Annotated in this window: 27 protein-coding genes; 12 read left to right on the plus strand and 15 right to left on the minus strand. The window is 62.6% G+C overall.

What is annotated here, in order from left to right:
• Positions 1 to 57 precede the first annotated feature (57 nt).
• The 3 genes from NUV89_RS15615 to NUV89_RS15625 all read right to left on the minus strand — a co-directional run bounded on the left by NUV89_RS15615 (position 58) and on the right by NUV89_RS15625 (position 3,226).
• On the minus strand, positions 58 to 690 hold the full coding sequence (locus NUV89_RS15615) for a LysE family transporter (RefSeq protein ID WP_257782026.1): 633 nt from the start codon (positions 688 to 690) through the stop codon (positions 58 to 60).
• A 71-nt stretch (positions 691 to 761) separates the two neighbouring features.
• Complete coding sequence (locus NUV89_RS15620; protein ID WP_257782027.1) at positions 762 to 1,316, minus strand: mechanosensitive ion channel family protein; 555 nt, start codon at positions 1,314 to 1,316, stop codon at positions 762 to 764.
• Positions 1,316 to 3,226 (minus strand): ATP-binding cassette domain-containing protein, encoded by a 1,911-nt coding sequence (locus NUV89_RS15625; protein ID WP_124526877.1) that lies wholly within the window; start codon positions 3,224 to 3,226, stop codon positions 1,316 to 1,318. The genes NUV89_RS15620 and NUV89_RS15625 overlap by 1 nt, the downstream gene beginning before the upstream one ends.
• A 50-nt stretch (positions 3,227 to 3,276) precedes the next feature.
• Here NUV89_RS15625 and NUV89_RS15630 point away from each other — a divergent pair, with 50 nt between their 5' ends.
• Positions 3,277 to 3,738 carry a TIGR02444 family protein gene (locus NUV89_RS15630; RefSeq protein ID WP_257782028.1) on the plus strand — a complete coding sequence of 154 codons (462 nt, stop codon included), beginning with the start codon at positions 3,277 to 3,279 and terminating at the stop codon, positions 3,736 to 3,738.
• On the opposite strand, the gene NUV89_RS15635 is transcribed toward NUV89_RS15630, so the two are convergent.
• Positions 3,735 to 4,850 (minus strand): AlgP family protein, encoded by a 1,116-nt coding sequence (locus tag NUV89_RS15635; RefSeq protein WP_257782029.1) that lies wholly within the window; start codon positions 4,848 to 4,850, stop codon positions 3,735 to 3,737. The genes NUV89_RS15630 and NUV89_RS15635 overlap by 4 nt on opposite strands.
• Positions 4,851 to 5,042: 192 nt before the next feature.
• Here NUV89_RS15635 and NUV89_RS15640 point away from each other — a divergent pair, with 192 nt between their 5' ends.
• Entirely contained in the window at positions 5,043 to 5,720 is a 678-nt protein-coding gene (locus NUV89_RS15640; RefSeq protein ID WP_257782030.1) for an FKBP-type peptidyl-prolyl cis-trans isomerase, read from the plus strand.
• Between the two features lie 52 nt (positions 5,721 to 5,772).
• On the opposite strand, the gene rsd is transcribed toward NUV89_RS15640, so the two are convergent.
• The 7 genes from rsd to NUV89_RS15675 all read right to left on the minus strand — a co-directional run bounded on the left by rsd (position 5,773) and on the right by NUV89_RS15675 (position 12,161).
• Complete coding sequence (rsd, locus tag NUV89_RS15645; RefSeq protein ID WP_257782031.1) at positions 5,773 to 6,231, minus strand: sigma D regulator; 459 nt, start codon at positions 6,229 to 6,231, stop codon at positions 5,773 to 5,775.
• Positions 6,232 to 6,446: 215 nt separating this feature from the next.
• On the minus strand, positions 6,447 to 6,962 hold the full coding sequence (locus tag NUV89_RS15650; protein ID WP_257782032.1) for a disulfide bond formation protein B: 516 nt from the start codon (positions 6,960 to 6,962) through the stop codon (positions 6,447 to 6,449).
• Positions 6,963 to 7,198: 236 nt separating this feature from the next.
• Positions 7,199 to 8,440: a heme biosynthesis protein HemY gene (locus tag NUV89_RS15655; protein ID WP_257782033.1), complete on the minus strand. Its 1,242-nt coding sequence runs from the start codon at positions 8,438 to 8,440 to the stop codon at positions 7,199 to 7,201.
• 5 nt (positions 8,441 to 8,445) lie between these two features.
• The gene (locus tag NUV89_RS15660; RefSeq protein WP_257782034.1) at positions 8,446 to 9,561 is read right to left on the minus strand and encodes a uroporphyrinogen-III C-methyltransferase; all 1,116 of its coding nucleotides are present in this window, start codon (positions 9,559 to 9,561) and stop codon (positions 8,446 to 8,448) included.
• Positions 9,562 to 9,579: 18 nt separating this feature from the next.
• Complete coding sequence (locus tag NUV89_RS15665; protein WP_257782035.1) at positions 9,580 to 10,338, minus strand: uroporphyrinogen-III synthase; 759 nt, start codon at positions 10,336 to 10,338, stop codon at positions 9,580 to 9,582.
• Entirely contained in the window at positions 10,335 to 11,276 is a 942-nt protein-coding gene (gene hemC / locus NUV89_RS15670; RefSeq protein ID WP_257782036.1) for a hydroxymethylbilane synthase, read from the minus strand. The genes NUV89_RS15665 and hemC overlap by 4 nt, the downstream gene beginning before the upstream one ends.
• A 138-nt stretch (positions 11,277 to 11,414) precedes the next feature.
• Positions 11,415 to 12,161, minus strand: a complete 747-nt coding sequence (locus tag NUV89_RS15675) for a LytTR family DNA-binding domain-containing protein (RefSeq protein ID WP_257782037.1) — start codon at positions 12,159 to 12,161, stop codon at positions 11,415 to 11,417.
• Between the two features lie 502 nt (positions 12,162 to 12,663).
• On the opposite strand from NUV89_RS15675, the gene argH reads away from it, so the two are divergent.
• Complete coding sequence (gene argH / locus NUV89_RS15680) at positions 12,664 to 14,058, plus strand: argininosuccinate lyase (RefSeq protein ID WP_257782038.1); 1,395 nt, start codon at positions 12,664 to 12,666, stop codon at positions 14,056 to 14,058.
• 202 nt (positions 14,059 to 14,260) lie between these two features.
• Here the strand turns inward: argH and NUV89_RS15685 are convergent, their stop codons facing one another.
• Positions 14,261 to 14,920 carry a glutathione S-transferase family protein gene (locus NUV89_RS15685; RefSeq protein ID WP_257782039.1) on the minus strand — a complete coding sequence of 220 codons (660 nt, stop codon included), beginning with the start codon at positions 14,918 to 14,920 and terminating at the stop codon, positions 14,261 to 14,263.
• A 126-nt stretch (positions 14,921 to 15,046) separates the two neighbouring features.
• Here NUV89_RS15685 and NUV89_RS15690 point away from each other — a divergent pair, with 126 nt between their 5' ends.
• The 3 genes from NUV89_RS15690 (at position 15,047) to NUV89_RS15700 (ending at position 18,692) form a co-directional block, all read left to right on the plus strand.
• The gene (locus tag NUV89_RS15690) at positions 15,047 to 15,331 is read left to right on the plus strand and encodes a hypothetical protein (RefSeq protein ID WP_010207441.1); all 285 of its coding nucleotides are present in this window, start codon (positions 15,047 to 15,049) and stop codon (positions 15,329 to 15,331) included.
• 96 nt (positions 15,332 to 15,427) lie between these two features.
• Entirely contained in the window at positions 15,428 to 15,682 is a 255-nt protein-coding gene (locus tag NUV89_RS15695) for a TIGR02647 family protein (protein WP_003195403.1), read from the plus strand.
• 169 nt (positions 15,683 to 15,851) lie between these two features.
• Positions 15,852 to 18,692, plus strand: a complete 2,841-nt coding sequence (locus NUV89_RS15700; protein WP_257782040.1) for a class I adenylate cyclase — start codon at positions 15,852 to 15,854, stop codon at positions 18,690 to 18,692.
• Here the strand turns inward: NUV89_RS15700 and rnk are convergent.
• The 3 genes from rnk to cyaY all read right to left on the minus strand — a co-directional run bounded on the left by rnk (position 18,689) and on the right by cyaY (position 19,787).
• The gene (gene rnk / locus NUV89_RS15705) at positions 18,689 to 19,102 is read right to left on the minus strand and encodes a nucleoside diphosphate kinase regulator (RefSeq protein WP_124526885.1); all 414 of its coding nucleotides are present in this window, start codon (positions 19,100 to 19,102) and stop codon (positions 18,689 to 18,691) included. The genes NUV89_RS15700 and rnk overlap by 4 nt on opposite strands.
• A gap of 131 nt (positions 19,103 to 19,233) precedes the next feature.
• A complete protein-coding gene (locus NUV89_RS15710; RefSeq protein WP_257782041.1) occupies positions 19,234 to 19,452 on the minus strand; it encodes a DUF1289 domain-containing protein in 219 nt (72 codons plus the stop codon).
• Between the two features lie 2 nt (positions 19,453 to 19,454).
• On the minus strand, positions 19,455 to 19,787 hold the full coding sequence (gene cyaY, locus NUV89_RS15715; protein ID WP_257782042.1) for an iron donor protein CyaY: 333 nt from the start codon (positions 19,785 to 19,787) through the stop codon (positions 19,455 to 19,457).
• Positions 19,788 to 20,025: 238 nt separating this feature from the next.
• Between cyaY and NUV89_RS15720 the strand changes: the two genes are divergently transcribed.
• The 6 genes from NUV89_RS15720 to NUV89_RS15745 are packed head-to-tail and all read left to right on the plus strand — an operon-like array spanning position 20,026 to position 24,611.
• Positions 20,026 to 20,196: a lipoprotein gene (locus NUV89_RS15720; protein ID WP_257782043.1), complete on the plus strand. Its 171-nt coding sequence runs from the start codon at positions 20,026 to 20,028 to the stop codon at positions 20,194 to 20,196.
• A 9-nt stretch (positions 20,197 to 20,205) separates the two neighbouring features.
• Entirely contained in the window at positions 20,206 to 21,453 is a 1,248-nt protein-coding gene (gene lysA, locus NUV89_RS15725) for a diaminopimelate decarboxylase (RefSeq protein WP_124526888.1), read from the plus strand.
• Positions 21,454 to 21,456: 3 nt separating this feature from the next.
• A complete protein-coding gene (gene dapF, locus NUV89_RS15730; protein ID WP_257782044.1) occupies positions 21,457 to 22,287 on the plus strand; it encodes a diaminopimelate epimerase in 831 nt (276 codons plus the stop codon).
• 13 nt (positions 22,288 to 22,300) lie between these two features.
• Positions 22,301 to 23,017 (plus strand): DUF484 family protein, encoded by a 717-nt coding sequence (locus tag NUV89_RS15735; RefSeq protein WP_257782045.1) that lies wholly within the window; start codon positions 22,301 to 22,303, stop codon positions 23,015 to 23,017.
• Positions 23,018 to 23,019: 2 nt separating this feature from the next.
• The gene (xerC, locus tag NUV89_RS15740; RefSeq protein WP_207040362.1) at positions 23,020 to 23,919 is read left to right on the plus strand and encodes a tyrosine recombinase XerC; all 900 of its coding nucleotides are present in this window, start codon (positions 23,020 to 23,022) and stop codon (positions 23,917 to 23,919) included.
• On the plus strand, positions 23,916 to 24,611 hold the full coding sequence (locus NUV89_RS15745) for an HAD family hydrolase (RefSeq protein ID WP_257782046.1): 696 nt from the start codon (positions 23,916 to 23,918) through the stop codon (positions 24,609 to 24,611). The genes xerC and NUV89_RS15745 overlap by 4 nt, the downstream gene beginning before the upstream one ends.
• Positions 24,612 to 24,683 lie beyond the last annotated feature (72 nt).

A 24,683-nucleotide genomic window follows, 5' to 3' on the forward strand; every position in this document is an offset into this window, starting at 1 on the left:
AGGTACACCGCTATCGCAGGCAAGCCAGCTCCCACAGTTTTGATCCGGTTTCGTCTGTTATGCCGTGGCGCGGTGCAGGCTGGCGAGGAAGCCGGCAGCCCCCACGAACAACCCGGCAAACGTACGATTCATCCGCTTCTGCTGCTTAGGCGTACGCAACAAGCGCAACACCTTCGACGCCAACCCCGTATACCCCGCCATCACGATCATATCCACGCAGATCATCGTCGCGCCCAGGATCACGTACTGGATCACCAGCGGTGCCTGCGGGTTCACGAACTGCGGCAGCACCGCCAGCATGAACACCAAGGCCTTGGGGTTGCTCGCATTGACCAGGAAGCCACGGAACATCATCGCCATCGGCTTGCCGATCGGGCGCACGGCCGCGTCATCGCTCATGTCCATGGGCAAGGCGCGCCATTGCTTGATGGCCAGGTACACCAGGTAGGCCACGCCAAACCATTTGATCGCATAGAACGCGGTAGACGACGTCGCCAGAATCGCACCCAGGCCGCCGGCGACCACGGCAATCTGCATCGCCAGGCCGATTTGCAGGCCAATGGCATTCCAGTAGCCGCGCGCGAAGCCATATTGCAGGCCGCTGGACATCGAAGCGATGGCGCCGGCACCAGGGGATAGGGAGATGATCCAACTGGCCACGAAAAAGGCCAGCCATGTATCGAGTGCCATTACACACCTCGTTTCAAATCTGTCGTGAGCGTTAAGCTAACTCCGACGACCGAGGCCTGGCTATAGAATTTTTACGCGGGGCTGACCCAGCGGCGCACCGAGCGCTGGAAGAACAGGCTGTTGGGCACCTGCACCATCGCACTGTCGGTACCGGCTTCGGCCACTTCGATCAGCGTGGTATACAGCAGGTTGATCGCCACCACGCGGCCTTTCACGCCCGGTTTGTCCACGGTGTCCACCAGCTCGACGATGTCGCCGATGCGAAACGGCCCGACGGTAAAGATCAGGATCGCGCACAACAGGTTGGACAGCACCGACCACATGGCAAAGAAGGCCACGGCCGCGACGGCGACAAACCCCGACAGCGCCGTCCACAGCACCGTGGCAGACACGCCCACGCGCTCCAGCACAAAGATCAGCGCGCTGCCCATAATCAGCCAGCGCAAGCCACCGCGCAGCGGCATCAGCAGTTGCGGCGGGAACGGGTAGCGTTCGCCCAGGCGCGTGAGGCCCTTGGCGACAAAACGCTGGGCCAGGTAGCCGGCCAGCAGGATCAGCAGGATTTGCACGCCGATCCAGATAGGCTCGACCCACTGCGGCGGCAGCGGCAACTGCAAGGCTTCCATCAGGACAGCGCCTCCAGCTCCGCTTGCAGGGTTTCGAGCAATTCGAGGGCTTCCATCCAGGTTTCCTCCAGTTGCCCTTCACGCACCTTGAGCTTGGCCTGTTCGGCCAGCAGGTCGCGCAATTCATCCTTGCGGGCGGCTTCGTACACGGCGCTGTCACCCAGGCTGGCTTCGATCTTGGCCAGGCGCTCGTGCACCTTGCCCAGTTCGGCTTCCAGCTTGTCGGCTTCACGCTTGTGCGGCGCCAGTTGTTGGCGCAACGCGGCGGCGGCCTGGCGCTGGGCTTTCTTGTCGGTCTTGTCCGGGTTGACCGGCGTGTTGCTGACCGGCGCGTTGCGCAGGCGGTAATCCGTCAGCCAGCGCGCGTAGTCGTCGAGGTCGCCGTCGAATTCTTCGACTTTGCCGTCGGCCACCAGCAGGAAGTTGTCGGTGGTGCTCTTGAGCAAGTGGCGATCGTGAGACACCACCAGTACCGCACCGCTGAATTCCTGCAAGGCCATGGTCAGCGCCAGGCGCATTTCCAGGTCCAGGTGGTTGGTCGGTTCGTCGAGCAGCAGCAGGTTCGGCCGGTCCCAGGCGATCAACGCCAGGGCCAGGCGGGCTTTTTCGCCGCCGGAGAAATTCAGCACCGGCTCGTCGATACGCGCGCCACGGAAGTCGAAGCCGCCGAGGAAGTCGCGCAGCACCTGTTCGCGCTCGGTCGGCGCCAGGCGTTGCAGGTGCAACAGCGGGCTGGCCTTGGCGTCGAGGGAGTCCAGCTGATGCTGGGCGAAGTAGCCCACCACCAGGTTCTCACCACGGGTCAGGCGACCGGCCAGGGGTTGCAGCTCGCCGGAGAGGTTCTTGATCAGCGTCGACTTGCCCGCGCCGTTGGGGCCAAGCAAACCGATGCGTGCGCCCGGCGTGAGCTGCAGCTTCACTTTTTCCAGGATGGTTTTTTCGCCATAACCCAGGCGCGCATCCGAGAGGTCGAGCAACGGGCTGGAGATTTTCACCGACTCGCGGAACACAAAGTCGAACGGTGAATCGACGTGGGCCGCCGACAGCTCTTCCATGCGCTCCAGGGCCTTGATCCGGCTCTGGGCCTGACGGGCCTTGGTGGCCTGGGCCTTGAACCGGGCGATGTAGCTTTCCATGTGCGCACGTTGCGCCTGCTGCTTCTCGAACGCCTGCTGCTGTTGGGCCAGGCGTTCGGCGCGGGCGCGTTCGAACGCGGTGTAGCCGCCACGGTAGAGGGTGATTTTCTTCTGTTCGACGTGGGCAATGTTATCGACCACGGCGTCGAGGAAATCCCGGTCGTGGGAAATCAGCAACAAGGTGCCCTGGTAGCTCTTGAGGAAGTCCTCCAGCCACAGGATCGCATCGAGGTCCAAGTGGTTGGTGGGTTCGTCGAGCAGCAGCAGGTCGGACGGGCACATCAGCGCCTGGGCCAGGTTCAGGCGCATGCGCCAGCCGCCGGAGAAGTCGGCGACCGGGCGGTCCATCTGTTCGTTGGTGAAGCCCAGGCCGGCAAGCATCTTGCGCGCACGGGCGTCGGCGGTGTAGCCGTCGGCACTGTCGAGTTCCGAATGCAGGCGCGCCTGGGCGGCGCCGTCCTGGGCTTTCTCGGCCTCGGCGAGGTCGTGCTGCACCTGGCGCAGGCGCAGGTCGCCATCGAGCACGTAGTCGATCGCGATGCGGTCCAGGGTGTCGATCTCCTGGCGCATATGGGCGATGCGCCAGTCGGCGGGCAGCAAGCAGTCCCCGGAATCCGGGGTCAGCTCACCCAGCAACAGGGCGAACAACGTGGATTTGCCGGCGCCGTTGGCACCGATCAGGCCGGCTTTGTGACCGGCGTGCAGGGTCAGCTCGGCGTCTTCGAGAAGACGTTGCGGGCCACGCTGTAATGTTAGGCTTTGAAGTCGGATCATAATGGCGGCGGAGTCTACCAGCTTCGTTGGCCGCTGGCTTGGGTGTGAATATGTGCGCTGACCTGTGGAGCTTTGCCCTCTCGACTTACGCCCGGCCGGGCGTCGAAGCCGCTTGCCTGCGCTTGCAGGAACAAGGCGCGGATGTGTGCCTGTTGCTCTGTGGTGCCTGGCTGGAGCAGCGCGGCGTAGCGGCTGCGCCTGAGCGTGTGCTGGCCTTGCAACAGCTCGCCCGCCCATGGCGCACGCAGGTGATCGAACCGTTACGACAGGTGCGTGTGCAATGGCGCGTCATGGCACAGCAGGATCAGCCATTGGCGGCGCTGCGTGAACGGATCAAGGCATTGGAATTGGAGGCCGAGCGGGAACTGCTGACACGCCTGGAAGCGTTGGCGCAGGCATGGTCGATAGGGGAAGGTCAACAACAGTGGCTGGAAGGACTGGCGGCTGAGGATGCCGCCAACCTTGACCATGACGCGCTGCAGCAGCTGCGCGTCATGGCCACCGGCACTTAGGAAGCGCTGGTTGGGGTAGAGCTTGGCGCTACCGGTGCAGGCGTGCTGCTGGCCGGTGCGGTTGGAGCGGTGGACGCGGCAGCAGCAGGTGCAGCTGGCTTGGCCGGTGCTGGTTTGGCTGCGGCAGGCTTTGCAACAGCGGGTTTGGCAGCTGGCTTAGCGGCTGGTTTTGCAGCAGCAGGTTTGGCAGCTGGTTTAGCGGCCGGCTTTGCAGCGGCAGCTTTGGCAACTGGCTTGGCAGCTGGTTTCGCAGCAGCAGGTTTGGCAGCTGGCTTCGCGGCTGGTTTTGCAGCAGCGGTTTTCGCAACTGGCTTGGCAGCTGGTTTTGCAGCAGCAGTTTTGGCAGCTGGCTTGGCGGCTGGTTTCGCAGCAGCGGTTTTGGCAACTGGCTTGGCAGCTGGTTTCGCAGCAGCGGTTTTAGCTACTGGCTTGGCAGCTGGTTTTGCAGCAGCGGCTTTGGCAACTGGCTTGGCGGCTGGTTTCGCAGCAGCGGTTTTGGCAGCTGGCTTGGCGGCTGGTTTTGCAGCAGCAGTTTTGGCAGCTGGCTTGGCGGCTGGTTTCGCAGCAGCGGCTTTAGCTACTGGCTTGGCGGCTGGTTTCGCGGCAGCGGTTTTGGCAACTGGCTTGGCAGCTGGTTTTGCAGCAGCGGTTTTAGCCGCTGGCTTGGCAGCAGCTTTGGCTGGCGCCTTTGCCGCTACGGCTTTTGCAGGTGTACGAGCACCCAATACTTTCGCCACGGCTTCCTTCACACGACCAACGCCCTGGGCCAGTTTCAGGCTTTCTTGAGCGTCTTTTTTGAGTTGGGAAATGTAGCCGCGGGTTTCAGCTTGGCGATCCTTGAGGGCGTCCAGCAGGTCCTCGAGTTCTTTGACAGCGTCTTTGGCTTTGGCTTGTGCCTTGGCCTTGCCGGCAGTGGCGGCGTCTTGCAGTTTGGTGCGGGATTTGTGCAGCTTTTCTTGCGCTTTACCGCGTTGTTTTTCCAGCTTGGCGAGCAGTTTTTCTGCATCGGCCAGGGCTTGGGAACAAGCGCTTTCCAGATGTTCGAGCAAGCTGCCCGACAGTTGTTGGAGTAAATGCAACGGGGTATTTACAGGCTTCTGTTTGGCCGACATGGTTTACCTCCTGGCTGACGTGGGTGCGGCTCATACTAGCCCTCTGCTCTTACCGCCGCTAGGGCATGTTGACAGTATCGTTTGCCTGGCGTTGCACCGTGCGAAAATTCTTATCGTTATAACGAAAAACCCCGGCACTTTTTACCCACTCACACTGGCATAATCCGTCGCACTTTCGGCGGGAGGATGCCCATGTCGCGTTACCTTTTTCTTGTACTTGGCCTGGCGATTTCGGTGGCCAATGCGAGCGAACAATCGCCGCCCAAAACCACTGACCAGAACCAGCACGACCTTGCCTACAGCCTGGGCGCCAGCCTCGGTGAACGCTTGCGCCAGGAAGTCCCCGGCCTGCAGATCCAGGCCTTGATCGACGGGCTCAAGCAAGCCTATCAAGGCAAGCCGCTGGCGCTCGACAACGCACGCATCGAACAGCTTCTCGCCCAGCACGAAGCACAGGGCGAAGCCGATGCACAGGCACCTCAAAGTGAAAAAGCACTCGCCGCAGAACAGCAATTTTTAGCCAAGGAAAAAACCGCCCGCGGCGTGCGCGAATTGGCCGACGGCATCCTGCTCACAGAGCTGACACCCGGCAGTGGCGCCAAGCCGCTGGCAACGGATGAAGTGCAAGTGAAGTATGTGGGGCGGCTGCCCGATGGGACGGTGTTCGATCAGAGCGCGCAGCCCCAATGGTTTCGCCTGGACAGCGTAATCAGTGGCTGGACCAGCGCGCTGCAACAAATGCCGACCGGCGCAAAATGGCGGCTGGTCATCCCGTCTGCCCAGGCCTACGGCGCCGACGGTGCCGGCGAATTGATTGCACCTTACACACCGCTGATCTTTGAGATCGAACTGCTCGCCACCCGCCATTGAGCAAAAAAAAACGGTGCGCCATGCGCACCGTTTTTTATCTCGCCATCCGCGATCAAGCCTGGGTAGCAGGCTCTTCCTTATGGGCGTTGTGCAGCACTTCGATCAGGCAGTCTTCCAGCTCGAAACGCTCGTGAAGCAGGCCGCCCAGCTCTTTGAATTTCTCGGCCACACAGTTGCCGGCATCACACAGGTCGGTGAACACCAACAGCTTCTCGGTAATCACATCGATGCGTGGGTAGAGGGTTTCAGCGAGATCCAGGCCACGCTGATCGTCGAAGGCTTCCGCCTCCTTGGTCAGTTGCTCGTAGACACCGAAATGGCCGGCTGACACGTAGTCCACCAACACACCACAGAAGTCCTGCAACGGCTCGCGGTTCTCAGCCAGCGCCTCGGGCTTGGCGCCAAGCGCATCAAAGGCCCGAACCAGTTCATGACGTGCCTTCAACCAGCTGTCGATCAGCTTGTGCACCCCACCCCAGCGTTCCTGAGCATTCTGACAACTTTCCAGCATGATGATCTCTCTTCCCTATAGGGGCGCTGCCGCCTGGTGCCCGCGCAACACTTCAAGGATAAAGCCGCAACCGGACAAGGCCGCATCGGACAAACGGTTTCGATAACGCGTGCGGGCCAGATTATGCCCGCAAGACTATGGCTTCAAGGTACGCAGGAGAGAAAGTTCATACAAGTGTTTAATCCCGTCCTACAACCATTGAACTGATTCAGGTGCTAGCCCTGCCGCAAATGCAGGCCGGGCAACAGCCGCGAAAACGGTATTACGCCCAGGATAAGCATCACGACGAAGAACAACAGGCTCCACTCCGGGAGGCTCAAATCGAACAGCGTCCAATTGATTTCCACGCAATCGACGGTGCCGTTGAAAATAGCCTGGACGGCCTGCCACACGGACAGTCTTTCCAGCATGTCCTGCAGGCTCGGCCAACACTCTGGAACCGCGCCCGACGGAATACTTTGCAGCAATACCTGACGCGCAGCGGTGAAAGCACCCAGCAAGGCGCAGCCCATGCCCGCCAGCCCGTAAAGGCCAGCTCCGGAGCGCTTGGGGTTATGGATGGCCGCGATCAGGTTGACCAGCATGAACGTGGCAAGAAACACCCGCTGTACCTGGCACAGGAAGCAGGGGCGCAGCAGCGCACCATATTCCAGGTAGAAAGACACACCCAACGTCAGCGCGCCAGCGATGAACGCCAGGAAAAACAAGGTGCGTGAGGGGGCCAAAGACATTGCTTATCCGTACCGCAGAAGATAGGTCGTTACGGTAGAGGAAAGGCCTGACCCCTTTCAATACGCGCTAGAGCAGACGATTCCGCGAAAGCGTGAGGACATCCCGCCAGAGCGCGGAGGACATAACGAAGCGCTATGTAGGAGTTTGTTACGAATCCCGCTGCACCGAGGAATTACGCTGGCTTGAAGGGTTGGCTGTCAGAAGCATCTGCGCCAACCCTCGCATCTTTCCTACTTCAGACGCGCGCAGGTACCGGCAACGGTGAAGCGAGTAGACGGTTATCCAAAAGGCCCAGGCCTTCCTGGAGCAGCTGGTTGCTGCGCTCGGTGTCGCCCAGTTGGGCCAACAGGCGTGCGAGTTCGGCACAGGCTTCGGGATTGCGCTGCACCTGCAGGCTGCTTTCCAGATAGTCGCGCGCCTTGCCCCACAAGCTGTTTTGCAGGCACAGGCGACCCAGGGTCAACAGCAGGCTGGCATCGCCCGGATGGTCCTTGAGCCAGCCTTCGGCAAACTTCAGTTGCCGCGCCGGGTCACTGCCACGCAGCAAGCCATAGAGCCGGATCAGGTGGCTGTCGTAACCGCGCTTGATCGCGCCGCGCAACACTTCTTCGGCCTTGGCGTCGGCGCCCAATTGGCGCAATTGCTCGGCATACGCCAGGACCAACTGCGGCTCCTGGCGCTGGGCGGAGGTCAATTGCTGCCAGGCTCGCTCAAGGGATTGCAAGCCCGCTTCGCCCTGCTCTTCACGCTGGGCCGCCAGGCTGAGGTTCTCACCCCAGGCGCGGCGTTCCAGCTCGGCCAGTTCGGCGGCGGGCAGCACCTTGTCCTTGCGCAACTCGGGTAGCAGGCGGATCACCGACGACCAATCGCCACGCTGTTGGTGCAGGCGCTGCAACTGACGCAGCACCTGGGCGTTGTGGGGATGACGTTCGTGCATGGCCTGCAAGGTGACGAGGGCGCCCTCGGTGTCACCGCGGTCCAGCTGCAGTTGCGCATGGCTCAAGGCGATTGCCAGTTCGGCCTGTGGCTGGCGCTCCAGGGCGCGCTCCAGCAAACCGTCAGACTCTTCATAGCGGCCCTGCTCGTTGGCCGCACGCGCGGCGCCGAGGTAATAGAGCAATGGCTGGCGTTCCGCTTCGGCAGCGCGGTGCAAGTGGCGCTCGGCACTGGCCCAGCGGCCCTCGGCCAGGTCCATCTGCCCCTGCTCGATGGCGATCTGCACACGGCGGCTGCGGTTACGGCGCGACCATGGGTTGACCACGCCACCTGAGGTGGTCACCAGGCTCAACAGCAGGCGCACCAGGTAGATCGCCAGGCCGATGGCAAACACCGCCACCAAGGTCGCCCACAGGCTCGATTCGTAATGCAGCACGTGGGGATAGGTAATCAACACGTAGCCGGTGTGTTTCGAGATGCCCACCGCCAGTGCCAGGGCGATTGCAATCGCCAGCACGAGGCCCACATAGAAACGCTTCATCGGCTTTACTCCTGGGTGGCCGGCTTGCCAGCCGACGCCTTGGCTTCGTCAGCAGACAAGTGGCGACGCTCAAGGTACGCCTGCACCGCGGCCAGGCTCGCCGCCAGGTCTGGTGTCACCACCGACACGGCCTTGGGCTCAAGCTCGGCGATACGCGCCAGCATCGCTTTGCTTTGCGGGTTGTCCTGGTTGAAGTTGTCTTGCAGCACGCTGCGCGCCTCACCCAACGAGCGGCTGTACACCGCCGTCTCGCCGTTCAGCGCAGCCCATTGCGCCTGCTCCAGCGCCAGGCTCAGGGCCAGGCGCACCTGGTTCAAGCCTTGGCCGGCCAGCAACGGGCGGATGTTGTCGTCAGGGTTGAAGTCGATGCGGAAGTAGCGCGAAATCTGCTCCCACCATTGGCTCCAGCGGCTATCCGTATCGGTGGTCGGACGCCCTTGGGAGGCCGGCTCGGTGAGCTGGTATTCCGGTGCGATCGCGGCCAGTTGCACCACTTGGTCGCGCAGTGCCGCCAGTTGCAGGTACAGCCCGGTGCGATCCGGCTGCTCGGTGCTTCGCAGTGCGGCAAGGCTCTTGGCCAGCTGTTCACGCGCGGCGTAGGAGCCCGGATCACTCTGTTCACGCAGGATCTCGTCGGCGCCCTGGACCAGCGACTGGGCACTGTTGATGTCCTGCAGGGCCGACAAGCGCAAGCTGGCCAGGCGGATCAGGTGCTCGGCTTCCGCCAGGCGCCAATCCTGGCGGCTGGCGCCCAGCACGGTTTCCAGACGCTGGCTGAGGCGCTGCTGATCGCCCTGCAACTGGGCCACCAGGCGGCGACGCTCTTCAAGCTCCTGCGCGCCGGGCAACTGTGCCAGGCGTGCGGCCAACTGTTGCTGGCTCTGCTTGAGGGATTGGGCCTGGTCATCCAGCGTGCGCACCTGGCCCAGCTGTTGCTGGCTGCTGGCTTGCAGGGCGCGGACCTGCCAGATCCCCCAGCCACCGGCGGCAACACCGGCGGCGCCGAGCAGCAAGGCGACGACAGCCAAACCGTTGCCACGGCGTGGCGCAGTGACCGGTGACTCAACCGGCGCATCGAGTGCGGGTTGGGTTTCTTCTTTGGGCAAGGCTGTTTCGCTCACGTATCCGTCCTTTGCGTATCAGAGAGTGGTCGCGCTATAGCTGCGCAGTGCCACTAACAAAGCCGCGGCACTCGCACCGCGACAATCCACAACTTTTTCTGCGCCGGCAGCCCGCGCCATCTCATAGACTCGCGGGCTCGGCACGAACAACGGCAATTGTGCCACCGCTGGCCAATCGGCACCGGCCAGGGCTTGCAGGTGCAAAAAACCCTGCCCACTGCTGACCACCAGGCCGTTCAAGCGTTCCAACTGGATGCGTTGCATCAGCGTCCCGGCGGCATAGCTCGGCAGGAAGCGACGGTACAACTCCAGGTAGACGACACTAGCACCTTGCTCGCGCAAACGCTCAGCGAGCAACTCCCGACCGCCTTCGCCGCGCAGGATCAGCACCTGGGCACCGGGCCGTGCGATAGCCTCGCGCAAGGCCGGCAGTGCAAGCAAGGCCTCACTGTCGTCACCGGTTTCGGGATAGTGAACGTTGAGCCCGTGATCGGCCAGGACCTGGCCCGTGGCCGCGCCGACGCTGAACCACGGCAACTGCGGCCAGGCGTGGTCCAGCTGTTGCAACGCCAGGCGTGCGGCGGGCTTGCTGACCACGATCACCGCGCAAAAGCGGCCCAGGTCACGAAAGACCGCCTGCTGTTCGGGGGTGACGGGTAACGGCTCGATGTCCAGCAACGGCAGGCTGCTGCTGAAAATCCCGGCCGCCGACAAGGACGCCGCCAAGGACAACGACTCCTCGGCAGGCCGCGTCAGCAGCACACGCCAGTCGGTCACTGCGGGCCGGCCTCGCCGTAGACTTTTTGCAGGATGGCGCCGGCGCCCTGTTCCAACAGCGCTTCGGCCACCTGAATACCCAACGCTTCAGCGTCAGCCTGCGGGCCACGCACCTCGGCGGTCAGCAAGGTGCCGCCGTCCGGGTCGCCCACCAGGCCGCGCAGCCACAGGTTTTCCCCTTCGAGCACGGCGTAACAGGCGATTGGCACCTGGCAGCCACCATTGAGGTGCTTGTTCAAGGCACGTTCGGCGGTGACGCGCACTTCGGTGTCGTGGTGATCGAGGGGCTTGAGCAGTGCGTGAATCTGACTGTCGGCGGTGCGGCATTCGATGCCCACGGCGCCCTGGCCACCGGCTGGCAAGCTGTCTTCGACGCTGATGGCCGAGGTGATGCGGTCTTCGAAACCCAGGCGGATCAACCCGGCGGCGGCCAGGATGATCGCGTCATATTCACCGGCATCCAGCTTGGCCAGGCGCGTGTTGACGTTGCCGCGCAGGAAGCGGATCTGCAGGTCCGGGCGGCGGGTCAGCAACTGCGCCTGGCGACGCAGGCTGGAGGTGCCGACGATGCTGCCCAAGGGCAATTCATCCAGGGAGGCGTAGGTATTGGAGACGAAGGCATCGCGCGGGTCTTCGCGCTCGCAGATACAAAAAAGGCCCAGGCCTTCGGGGAAGTCCATGGGCACATCTTTCATCGAATGCACGGCGATGTCGGCTTCGTTTTCCAGCAGCGCGGTTTCCAGTTCCTTGACGAACAGGCCCTTGCCGCCGATCTTCGACAGCGGCGAGTCGAGCAGCTTGTCGCCGCGACTGACCATGGGCACCAGGGACACCACGAGGCCTGGGTGGGCCTGCTCCAGGCGTGCTTTGACGTATTCGGCCTGCCACAAGGCCAGGGCACTTTTACGGGTGGCGATGCGGATTTCGCGAGAGGACATGGATCAATCCGTACTGAATAGATACGGCAGATAATAACAGCTCAGGCAAATACGCTTTGATTTGAATCAGCAAGTGCGGGGCCTCCCTGGCCGCGTCGCACCGGGATAAGGACAGCAGGCAGCGCCAAAGCCCTTGGGCTAAAGCTGCTGCATCATCTTGCGCACGCCGGCTACATGGCGTCGGCTGACGATCAAGGCATCGCCATTGAGCCCCTTCAGGAACAACTGGAAGTGCCCAAGCGGCGTACGTTGCAGCCGCTCGATACGGTCACGGGCGACCAGCGCGTTGCGGTGAATACGCACGAAACGGTCGCCGAACTCATCTTCCAGGGCCTTGAGCGGCTCATCGAGCAGCACTTCACCAGCCTCGTGACGCAGGGTCACGTACTTGTGGTCGGCAATGAAGTACACCACCTGGTCCAGGGGAATCAGCTCGATGCCTTTGCGCGTACGCGCACTGATATGGCTGCGCGGCCCGTTGCCACTTTGGGCAGCCGGCTGGGTCAAGGCGGTGAGTTGGCTACGGTTGGGGCGCTCGGCTTTTTTCAGGGCCTTGAGCAGGGCGCCCGCTTCGACCGGCTTGGCCAGGAAGCTGACACCACTGGCTTCCAGGGTCTGCGCCGGGAAATCTTCTGGCCCCGCGCACAACACCAGCGCCGGCGGCGACTCGCGTTCGCTCAGGCGGGCGGCGACTTGCAGGCCATCGAGGCCCGGCAGGCGGATATCGAGCAAGACCACGTCCGGCTTGAGGCTGTCGATCAGCGTCAACGCTTCTTCGCCCGTGGTGGCGCTCGGTTCAAGGACTGTATAACCCTCGAGTTCACTGACCAAACGGCTCAGTCGCTCGCGGGCTTGGGGTTCGTCTTCAACGATCAGGACATTCATATTGCGCTGGATTCCTGCGTGAGTCTCGCACAAGGATAGCGTAGACAGGTGCGGTGACTTGCGTCACAGCGATCCACGCTAAGACTAGCGCGAGCGGCAAAAAGTGCCCTGAGAGTGGCACCCATATTTACCCGGACCTGTTCAATTGCGCCCAAGACCTTCTGACTTCGGGCATCGTCGTAGGGTTTGCTGATACACAATCCGAATACCCCCCTTATGAATGAATAGCCTGGGCTCTGACCGCATCACCCGGCTTTGGTGCATTCACGCTCTATCAGTGCAACTGTAGACGCTCACTGCGACGACATTGCTCTATCGTCAAATATCGTTTCAATAAACACCCGAGTCCAGTCTCTTCCCGGACGCGTCCGGCGGCAAGGCACTTTGCCACCCTTCGTGCAAATAAAAATGCCGACCACCCGTAGCACCGCCTCCACGGGCAACCCTGTTATTATCGCCGGCACACCTCCAAGCCTCTTTAAAGCAGATCACGAGCGAATCCATGAGCACCGACAAGACCAACCAGTCCTGGGGCGGCCGCTTCAGTGAACCCGTCGACGCCTTCGTCGCCCGCTTCACCGCCTCCGTCACCTTCGACCAGCGCCTGTACCGCCACGACATCATGGGCTCGATCGCCCACGCCACGATGCTGGCCAAGGTCGGCGTGCTGACCGACGCCGAGCGCGACAGCATCATCGATGGCCTGACCACCATCCGCGGTGAGATCGAAGCCGGCACGTTCGACTGGCGCGTCGACCTGGAAGACGTGCACATGAATATCGAGGCCCGCCTCACCGACCGTATCGGTGTGACCGGCAAGAAACTGCACACCGGGCGTAGCCGTAACGACCAGGTCGCGACCGATATCCGCCTGTGGATTCGTGATGAGATCGATCTGATCCTGGCCGAGATCACCCGCCTGCAAAAAGGCCTGCTGGAACAGGCCGAGCGTGAATCCGGCACCATCATGCCCGGCTTCACCCACCTGCAAACCGCGCAGCCCGTGACCTTCGGCCATCACCTGCTGGCCTGGTTCGAAATGCTCAGCCGCGACTATGAGCGCCTGGTGGACTGCCGCAAGCGCGCCAACCGCATGCCGCTCGGCAGCGCCGCACTGGCCGGCACCACGTACCCGATCGATCGCGAATACACCGCACAACTGCTGGGCTTCGACGCCGTGGGCGGCAACTCCCTGGACGGCGTGTCCGACCGGGACTTCGCCATCGAATTCTGCGCCGCCGCCAGCATCGCGATGATGCACCTGTCGCGCTTTTCCGAAGAGCTGGTGCTGTGGACCAGCGCGCAATTCCAGTTCATCGACCTGCCGGACCGCTTCTGCACCGGCAGCTCGATCATGCCGCAAAAGAAAAACCCCGACGTGCCGGAGCTGGTACGTGGCAAGAGCGGCCGCGTGTTCGGCGCGCTGATGGGCCTGCTGACCCTGATGAAAGGCCAACCCCTGGCCTACAACAAGGACAACCAGGAAGACAAGGAGCCGCTGTTCGACGCCGCCGACACCCTGCGCGACTCGCTGCGCGCGTTTGCCGACATGATCCCGGCGATCAAGCCCAAGCACGCGATCATGCGTGAAGCGGCGCTGTGCGGGTTCTCCACCGCGACCGACCTGGCGGACTACCTGGTGCGCCGTGGCCTGCCGTTCCGTGACTGCCACGAAATCGTTGGCCACGCCGTGAAGTACGGCGTGGACACCGGCAAGGACCTGGCGGAAATGAGCCTGGAAGAACTGCGCCAGTTCAGCGACCAGATCGAGCAAGACGTGTTTGCCGTGCTGACCCTGGAAGGTTCGGTGAATGCGCGTGACCATATTGGCGGGACTGCGCCGGCGCAGGTCAAGGCCGCCGTCGCGCGTGGCCAGGCCCTGCTCGCCAGCCGCTAAAAGCATCGCAGGCAAGCCAGCTCCCACAGGTAACCGAGTACTACCAGACACCTCGGTCAACTGTGGGAGCGGGCTTGTGTGGGAGCGGGCTTGCTCGCGAATACGGAGTGTCAGTCGCTACATACGCTGGCTGACCCACCGCTTTCGCGAGCAAGTCGAATCGTCGCACCGCCGCTCCCACACTTGATCCGCTCGTGCTGGCTTATTTCTTCGCAGCAATCATCGCCATAAACGCCGGCATCGCCGCTTCCCTGTCCGCCGCGACCTTCCGGGCATTGGGCAGCGCATGCAGCTTGTCCAGCAACGCCTTGGCCGCCGGCATCTGCGCCAGCAAATCCAGGCCAAACAGCTTCTCGCCCACCCCGCAGGCGAGGTTCACGCTGTACATGAAATACAGATCCGCAATCGTGAAATTCTCCCCCGCTACGTAAGGCGCGAACTTGCCGTGCCGACCTAAAGACCCCATCCCCAGCAACAGCTCGGCCTTGGATTTGTCCTTGATCGCCTCCGGTACCGGCATGCCAAAAAACGCCTCGGCGAAACACGCCCGGGCGGGCAACTCAATGTACAGCTCGATTTCCCGGCACAGCGCCAGCACCTGGGCGCGCTGGAACGGGTCCGCCGGCAGCAGCGCCGGGCCTTCCTGGGTTTGCTCGAGGTACTCGAGGATCACGCTGGTCTCGTTGATAAAACCCTGCTTGACTCCCAGCACGGGCACCTTGCCTCGAGGGCTCACGGCCAGGGCTTCAGGCGTCTGGCCCGCGTAGAAAGGCACCTCTTCAAAAGTCAGGCCTTTCTCCAGCAGCGCCAGCTTGACCATGTTGTAGTAGTTGCTGACCGAAAATCCGTAGAGCTTGAGCATTGCGACTGCCTCCAGGCCGAGTGTGGGGTTGGCTGCATGAGTTATAGATCCGAAGGCCCCGCCTGACCAGCAGCATCACCTGCCTGAATGGGGGTAGACTGGCGTCCTTTCCTTGAGGAGCCTGCCATGAGCGAGCCGACCGATATCGACAACGACGAAGAAGAATTCGCCGAAACCACCCTGATCGAAGCCATCGAAAACCAGATCGAGAGCGAAAACCCACCGGCCGCCAAAGCCACCTTCAACAAGCTGACCCTGGTCGGCTACGAGCGTGAAGAGATCCTGCAACTGATGGCCCACGTGCTTGCCGTCGAGATCGACGCACTGCTGGAAGAGGACCGCGCGTTCAATACCGAATGGTATGAAACTGCGCTGCGCGCCCTGCCGGAACTGCCGCCGGAAAAGCAATAAATCCAACACGCGGCAACACACTGGACAGTTCGGCAAAGTGCGTTCACCTTATGGCCTGCTAGCCTCTAATAAATTCTTAGAAAGTCTGGAGTCCGTATGTCGTATACCCCTGAGCTGGTTGCCGAACTGGAAATCCTTGTACTCTTCCCATTAGACAGCACCAAGGAAGGTCTGAAAGTCCACCAGACCGCCGCCCCCACTGCTATCGCCGCTGCCAAGCGCCTCCACGCGAAAGGTCTGATCGACCAGCCGGATGGCGGCTATTTGACCAGTCTTGGTCGTGACGCCGCAGAACAAGCCCAAACCCTGCTGACCATCCTGACCACTGCCAGCACCAAAGAAGCTGCCTGACCCCTGATACCGCCCATGGAGTCCGCCCAATGCGGATTCCGGGGGCATTGCGGTGAAAGGGCTAAAGTTCTGACGCCAAAAACCGATTACCTTCTAAACCTCCTACGCTACTGGCTGTAAACTCCAACACGGCCGCCCACGTCGGGCCCTGCGCGCCACCGAGTCCGACATGACCCGCACCCACGAAATCCGCCCTGACCTGGACGAAGGCATCGACCGCAAGGTGCTGGCCCAGCTGCGCGCGCGTTTCATGGCCCTCAACGCCGGCCGCATGGCCCGCGCCGTCGAAGGGCTGACCCCACGCCAACAAAGCGTGTTGACCCTGCTGCCGCTGTTCTTCCACGTCAATCATCCGCTGTTGCCCGGCTATGTCTCCGGCAGCACGCCCGCCGGGCTGTCGAACTTCGAACCCGACGCCCAGGCCCTGACCGAAGCCCAGCGCCTGACCCGCTCGTTTTCCTACAAGCCGCGCCACGGCAACCCGCCGCAACCGATCCACGGCCTGTTCCTGATGGGCAGCCTCGGCACCCTGGCCCAGGCTGACCAGAGCGACATGGACGTGTGGGTGTGCCACGCGCCGGACCTCGGCGACAACGAACTGGCCGAGCTGCGCAAAAAATGCCAGCTCCTGGAAACCTGGGCGCTGAGCATGGGGGCCGAGGCGCATTTTTTCCTGATCGAGCCAACCCGCTTTGTGCTCGGCGAGCGCGACGCCCAGCTCAGTTCCGACGACTGCGGCACCACCCAGCATTACCTGCTGCTGGACGAGTTCTACCGCACCGCCATCTGGCTCGCCGGGCGCACGCCGATCTGGTGGCTGGTGCCGGTGTACGAAGAAGCCCGCTACGCCGAGTTCACCCACACGTTGATCTCCAAGCGGTTTATCCGCGCCGATGAAACCCTCGACCTCGGCCACCTGGCGCGCATTCCCCCCGGAGAATTCATCGGTGCCGGGCTGTGGCAGCTGTTCAAGGGCATCGAGTCGCCCTACAAGTCGGTGCTCAAGCTGCTGCTGACCGAGGTCTACGCCAGCGAACACCCCCGCGTGCATTGCCTGAGCCTGCGCTTCAAGCGGGCGGTGTTCGCCAACCAGATGGACCTGGATGAGCTCGACCCGTACATCGTGGTCTACCGCCGCATCGAGGAATACCTCAAGGCGCGCAACGAACCCGAGCGCCTGGAACTGGTGCGGCGTGCGCTGTACCTCAAGGTCAACCGCAAGCTCAGCGCCGGCCAGCGCACCACCAGCTGGCAACGCCTGCTGCTGGAGCGCCTGGCCCAGGAATGGGGCTGGGACCAGCGCCAACTGGCCCTGCTGGACAGCCGCAGCCAATGGAAAGTGCGCCAGGTCGCCTCCGAGCGCCGCGCCCTGGTCAGCGAGCTGAACTACAGCTACCGCTTCCTCACGCAATTCGCCCGCACCGAACAAACTGCCAGCCTGGTCAACAAACGCGACCTCAATGTGCTGGGCCGCCGCCTGTATGCGGCGTTTGAGCGCAAGGCCGGCAAAGTCGAGTTCATCAACCCGGGCATCGCCCCGGACCTGGCAGAAGACACCCTGACCCTGGTGCAATCGCCCAACCGCAAGGAACCCGGCCAACACTATTGGGGCCTGTACAACGGCAACCTGACGGCCCAGGAGTCGGAACACTTCGCGCCGATCAAGCGCAGCCGCGACTTGCTGGAGATGCTCACCTGGTGCCATCGCAATGGCGTGATCGACAGCAGCACCCGCCTGGCCTTGCACCCAGGCCTCAGCGACATGACCGAATTCGAGCTGTTCAACCTGCTGGGCAGCCTGCAACAGAGCATCGCCCTGCCCCTGGCCAGCGTCGATGAAGAACGCCTGCTGCGCGCGGCGGTGCCGGAAGAAGTGTTGCTACTAATCAACGTCGGCGTCGACCCGCTCAAGCATCACCGCGACTTGAACATCCTGATGACCACCGAGCGCACCGACTCCTTGAGCTACGCCGGGGTGCGCGACAACCTGGTGCTGACCCTGGACCAGGTCACGCTCAATAGCTGGAACGAAGTGCTGGTTAGCCGCTACGACGGCCCCCACGCCCTGCTCGATTGCCTGCGCGACTACCTCAACCAACTGCCCTCGGACCACCTGCCGCGCCTGCGGGTGCGCTGTTTCTGTCACAACCGTGCGCAGTTCATTGCCCAGCGTGTCGAAGAAATCTTCGACACCGCGCAGAACCTGCTGCTCGGCCAGGGCAACCACCGCTACCTGTTGCAGGTGCAGCAGCACTACCACGTGATGGAGCTGGTTCCGGGCCAGGCCACTCACATACCGCTGCCGACCCAGGACGCGCTGATCGCCTACCTCAGTGAAGAGCTGGCGAGCTACAGCCCGCTGCACCTGGACGCCATGGCCCTGGAAGACCACGACCTGGCCTTGCTGCTGCCCATGGGCATGGCCGATTCCGTGCAGGTGTTCTACCGGATCAACGAAGACGTGGCCGAGTTGTATGTGCTGGATGAGTTCAATGCGCTCTGGCAGCAGCGCTTGCCGTTCCATGATGAGCAGAGCCTGCTGGCGCCGTTGCAACGCTTCCTGCAATCGATCCTCTTCCGCCGCGAAGCCCTGGCACCGCTGGACACACAACAACCCTTGGGTGAAGTGCAGGTCTTGTACTACCAACTGTTGCCGTCGGGCAGCAACCGCGCGCGTACCGTCGAGCCTCGACCAGCACCGCAGAACTCGGCGAACAAACCGTTTTATGACGTGCAGGCGATTATCGGCAAGGCCGCACCCGGCCAGGTGGGCGTGACCCTGTACTGCAATCAGCGGGAGTTTTGCGAACTGGAATTTGGCGACCAGCTGTTTGCCGTGGTCGCCCAGGAGATCGTCGGGCAGCGCCGGGAAACCGAGCGCTACCGCTGCTACATCACGGACCTGGACCTGTCAGGCCTGCTCGGCGATGGGCAAAGCCCGAGCAACCTGTACCTGCGCTACAAGGCCGAGTTGGAGCTGTCGCTCAACGCGGCGCTGAACCAGGTTTAGAGCGGGAAAGGGCCGCCATCCTTGGGCTGGCCTTCAACGCTGAGCAATTCCAGCTTGAGGGTCTTGCCACCCGGTGCTGGCCAATCGATGTGCTGGCCCACTTGCAGGCCGAGCAACGCGCTGCCCACCGGCGCCAGGATCGAGATCTTGCCTTCATCGGCATTCGCGTGTTTCGGGTAGACCAGGGTCAGGTGGTAGTCCTTGCCGCTGCCTTGTTCACGGCAATGCACGCTGGAGTTCATGGTCACGACACCCGCAGGCACTTCATCGTGGCCAACCACGTCTTCGGCGCGGTCGAGTTCGGCTTGCAACGCGGCGACGCCAGGAGACTCGTCGCCCAGGCGGTCGATCAGTTGCTCCAGACGCTGCACGTCAAGACGGGTGAGGATGATGGACGGTGCGGTGGTCATGATTCAGGCAGACTCCTTTTTTCTGCACAAAAAAGCAAAACCCCGCCAGAAAAAGGCGGGGTTCTCACGGGCCTCGATGAGTTGAGGCGTAGCCGGACACTACCACAGCGTCACAAATAAACAAGACGACCTCAGGCGCTGGCCCTGCGCTGCTCGGCCTCGGCGCAGATCACCCGGCGTCGGGCATCGTCGGCAGAGCGCCATTCACGGATGTCTTCGACGTGGCGAAAGCACCCGCGGCAGACTTTTTCCTCGTCCAGGCGACACAAACTGATACAAGGTGACGGCACCGCCGGGCTGACATTGCTGAACAGCGGCTTGGGCGGGCGTACGGGTGTGGGCTGCGTCACGATCAGATCTCGTCGAAATCCAGCTCTTCGCCGGTATATTCGCTGACCAAGCGCGTGAGCATTTCGCCCAGCAGCTCTTCGCTCTTGTCGCACTGCCATTTGCCGCTTTCTTCGTCGTAGTCGAAGTGCACGCCACCGGAACGCGCGGCCAGCCACAGTTGGCGCAAAGGCTCCTGGCGGCTGAAGATCAGCTGTTGGCCAGTCTCGAATTTGACGGTCAGCACGCCCGCCGAGTTTTCCAGGTCCACGTCCAGGCCGCTGTCGTCGAAAATATCTTCCAGCGCCTGCTGGGTAGCATCCACCAAGTCGTGAAAACGGGCTTCGGTCAAACTCATTGTGGCAACCTCAAAAGTGTCTGGTTTTGCTCAAGCGCCGCACGATACGGGCGAGCCCGGCCGATTGCAAAGGATACCGATCCCATCGCGATTGGCGGTATGAAATATCCCCAGCCAGCGTAGTCCGCTTCACAGCCGTCTCGGCAAACCCCCGTCGGACGGGTATTTCGGCGCATAGGCAAGCTGGCAGGTGGTCGGTATACTCGGGCGCAATTAATGCATATTCAAGGATTTCGCCATGAAGCGCCTGATCTCTTCCCTTGCTGCGCTCGTCGCGGTCGCTTGCCTCGTTAGTGCCTGTGGTCAAAAAGGCCCGCTGTACCTGCCCGATGACAGCAAAGACCCGAATGAACAGGCGCAATCGTCGCAGCAAAAGCCTGCCAAAGCGCACAAGCACGACACCTACTAAGGGAAATCCATGGACGCTTTTAACTACCGGGACGGCGAGCTGTTCGCGGAAGGCGTGGCGCTGTCCGCGATTGCCGAACGTTTTGGCACCCCGACCTACGTGTACTCCCGTGCGCACATCGAAGCCCAATACCGCAGCTTTGCCGACGCGCTGGAAGGCACGCCGAGCCTGGTGTGCTACGCGGTCAAGGCCAACTCCAACCTGGGTGTACTGAATGTCCTGGCGCGTTTGGGCGCTGGTTTCGACATCGTCTCCCGTGGCGAGCTGGAACGTGTACTGGCCGCCGGCGGCCAGGCTGACAAGATCGTATTCTCCGGTGTCGGCAAGAGCCGCGAAGACATGCGCCGCGCCCTCGAAGTGGGCGTGCATTGCTTCAACGTCGAGTCCACCGACGAGCTGGAGCGCCTGCAAGTGGTGGCCGCCGAGATGGGCGTTCGCGCGCCGATCTCCCTGCGCGTCAACCCGGACGTCGATGCCGGCACCCACCCGTACATTTCCACCGGTCTCAAAGAGAACAAGTTCGGCATCGCCATTGCCGACGCCGAGGACGTGTACATCCGCGCCGCCCAATTGCCGAACCTGGAAGTACTGGGCGTCGATTGCCACATCGGCTCGCAACTGACCACCCTGCCACCGTTCATCGATGCCCTCGACCGCCTGCTGGCGCTGGTTGATCGTCTCGGCGAATGCGGCATCTACCTGCACCACATCGACCTCGGTGGCGGCGTGGGCGTGCGTTATCGCGACGAAGAACCGCCGCTGATCGCCGATTACATCCAGGCCGTGCGCGAGCGCATCGAAGGCCGTGGCCTGACGCTGATGTTCGAGCCGGGCCGCTATATCGTCGCCAACGCGGGCGTGCTGCTGACCCAGGTCGAGTACCTCAAGCACACCGAGCACAAGGATTTCGCCATCGTCGATGCGGCGATGAACGACCTGATCCGCCCGGCGCTGTACCAGGCCTGGATGAATGTCACCGCCGTGGCGCCGCGCGACAGCGCAGCCCGCGCCTACGACATCGTCGGCCCGATCTGCGAGACCGGCGACTTCCTGGCCAAGGATCGTCAGCTGGCCCTGGAAGAAGGCGATCTGCTGGCCGTGCATTCGGCCGGTGCCTACGGGTTTGTCATGAGTTCCAACTACAACACCCGCGGCCGTACCGCCGAGGTGCTGGTGGACGGTGATCAAGCGTTTGAAGTGCGTCGCCGCGAGACGGTAGCCGAGTTGTATGCTGGCGAAAGCCTGCTGCCGGAGTAAGCCATGCTGCTGCGTTTTACCAAGATGCACGGGCTGGGCAATGACTTCATGGTCCTCGACCTGGTCAGCCAGCACGCGCATATCCTGCCCAAGCACGCCAAACAATGGGGTGACCGGCATACCGGCATTGGTTTCGACCAGTTGCTGATCGTTGAAGCGCCGAGCAATCCGGAGGTGGATTTCCGTTATCGGATCTTCAACTCCGACGGTTCCGAAGTGGAACAGTGCGGCAACGGTGCGCGCTGCTTCGCGCGCTTTGTGCTGGACAAGCGCCTGACCGCCAAGCGCCAGATCCGCGTCGAGACCAAGAGCGGCGTGATCGAGCTGGACATCCGCAGCGACGGCCAGATCAGCGTCAACATGGGCGCGCCACGCCTGGTGCCGGCGGACATTCCGTTCCAGGCCACCGAGCAGGCTACCAGTTACGCGCTGGACGTTGAGGGCAAGACCGTCGATATCGCCGCCGTGTCCATGGGCAACCCCCATGCGGTGCTGCGGGTCAACGACATCAATAACGCGCCCGTGCATGAATTGGGGCCGAAGATCGAACACCACCCGCGCTTTCCGGCACGGGTCAACGTAGGTTTCCTACAGGTGATCGACCGTTCCCGCGCGCAATTGCGCGTCTGGGAACGCGGCGCCGGCGAAACCCAGGCTTGCGGCACCGGTGCTTGCGCCGCGGCCGTGGCCGCGATCAGCCAGGGGTGGATGGATTCGCCGCTGTTGATCGACCTGCCCGGTGGACGTTTGTCCATCGAATGGGCAGGCCCAGGCCACCCGGTGTTGATGACCGGGCCGGCCTCGCGTGTATACGAAGGACAGGTCCGTCTATGAGTGAGCCCAGCTAATGACCGATAAGCCTCAAGTACCCGCACAAGCATCCCCGAGCGACAGTCTGGAGGCCGCTGCCGTCGCGGCGTACCTTGAGGCTAATCCGGACTTCTTCGTCGAGCACGAAGAACTGCTGCCGGCCCTGCGCATCCCCCACCAGCGTGGCGACACCGTGTCGCTGGTGGAGCGACAGATGAAGATCCTGCGCGAGCGCAATATCGAAATGCGCCACAAGCTCTCGCACTTGATGGATGTCGCCCGCGACAACGACCGCCTGTTCGAGAAAACCCGTCGCCTGATCCTCGCACTGATGGACGCCACCAGCCTGGAAGAAACGGTGATCGCCGTGGAAGACAGCCTGCGCCAGGATTTCCAGGTGCCCTTTGTCAGCCTGATCCTGTTCAGCGACAACCCCATGCCAGTGGGCCGTTGGGTCAGCGGCAGCGATGCGCAAACCGCCATTGGTGGCCTGCTGTCCGAAGGCAAGACCATCAGCGGCACCTTGCGCGAGCATGAGCTGGACTTCCTCTTCGGCGCCGAACAGCGCCAGCAGATCGGCTCCACCGCCGTGGTCGCCCTCAGCCATCAAGGCCTGCATGGCGTACTGGCCATCGCCAGCCGTGATCCGGCGCACTACAAAAGCTCGGTGGGCACGTTGTTCCTGACCTACATCGCCGAAGTGCTGGGCCGCGTCCTGCCACGGTTCACCAGCGCCCTGCGCGCGGTGCGCTAGCCATGGAACGGCAACTGGACGCTTATTGCGCTCACCTGCGCAACGAGCGCCAGGTGTCGCCCCATACGCTGGAAGCCTACCGGCGGGACTTGAACAAGGTCCTGGCGTTCTGTGAAAAACAACAGATCAGCAGCTGGAAGGCCCTGGATATCCAGAGCCTGCGCAGCCTGGTCGCACGGCTGCACCAGGCCGGCCAATCGTCGCCCAGCCTGTCGCGCCTGCTGTCGGCGGTGCGCGGCCTCTATCACTACCTCAATCGTGAAGGCCTGTGCGACCACGACCCGGCCAACGGCCTGTCGCCGCCCAAGGGCGAACGACGCCTGCCCAAGACCCTCGACACCGACCGCGCCCTGCAATTGCTCGATGGTGCGGTCGAAGACGACTTCCTCGCCCATCGCGACCAGGCGATCCTGGAGCTGTTCTATTCCTCGGGCCTGCGCCTGTCGGAGCTGACCGGCCTGAACCTGGATCAACTGGACCTCGCGGACGGCCTGGTGCAGGTACTCGGCAAGGGCAGCAAGACCCGCGTGCTGCCGGTGGGCCGCAAAGCCCGCGAAGCCTTGCAGCTGTGGCTGCCGTTGCGGCTGCTGACCAACCCGGCCGACGATGCGGTGTTTGTCAGCCAGCAAGGCCGACGCCTGGGACCGCGTGCCATCCAGTTGCGCGTCAAGGCCGCCGGCGAGCGCGAACTGGGGCAGAACCTGCACCCGCACATGCTGCGGCACTCGTTTGCCAGCCATATGCTGGAGTCATCCCAGGACCTGCGCGCCGTGCAGGAACTGCTCGGCCATGCCGACATCAAGACCACGCAGATCTACACCCATCTGGATTTCCAACACCTGGCAACGGTGTACGACAGCGCCCATCCACGGGCCAAACGCATCAAGGGCGGCGACTCATGAGTATCAAGCTGATCACCTTCGACCTGGACGACACACTCTGGGACAACGTACCCGTCATCATCAGCGCCGAAGCGTCGATGCGCGAATGGCTGGCCACCCATGCACCAGAGGTCGGCGAGTTGCCGCTGGAGCATTTCGCCAACCTGCGCCAGCAGGTGCTGGAACGCGATCCCGAGCTGAAACACCGCATCAGCCTCCTGCGTCAGCGTGTGTTGATGCATGCTTTTGAGCAAGCCGGTTATCCACAGCCCGAGGCCACGCAAATGGCCGATGTGTGCTTTGAAGCGTTCATCCATGCGCGCCATCAGCTCACCCCGTTCCCTGAAGCAGAACCGATGTTGCAAGCGCTGCGCCAGCACTTCCTGCTAGGAGTCATCACCAACGGCAATGCCGATGTGCAGCGTGTCGGGCTGGCCGACTACTTCCACTTTGCCCTGCGCGCCGAAGATATCGGCATCGCCAAGCCGGATGCACGATTATTCCAGGAGGCGATGAAGCGCGGTGGCGTGGAGGCCAGTGCGGCAGTGCATATCGGCGATCATCCGGGGGATGACATTGCCGGGGCGCAACAGGCGGGGCTGCGGGCGGTGTGGTTTAACCCGACGGGTAAGGTGTGGGATGCGGATAAGCGCCCGGATGCCGAGATTCGTAACCTGGCGGAATTGCCAGGGTTGCTTCGCAGCTGGCAGTAACAACGCAGATCAAAACTGTGGGAGCGGGCTTGCTCGCGAATGCGGTGTATCAGTCGGCACATCAGTGACTGA

Source organism: Pseudomonas sp. 18.1.10, from assembly GCF_024655625.1.
Lineage (GTDB): Bacteria > Pseudomonadota > Gammaproteobacteria > Pseudomonadales > Pseudomonadaceae > Aquipseudomonas.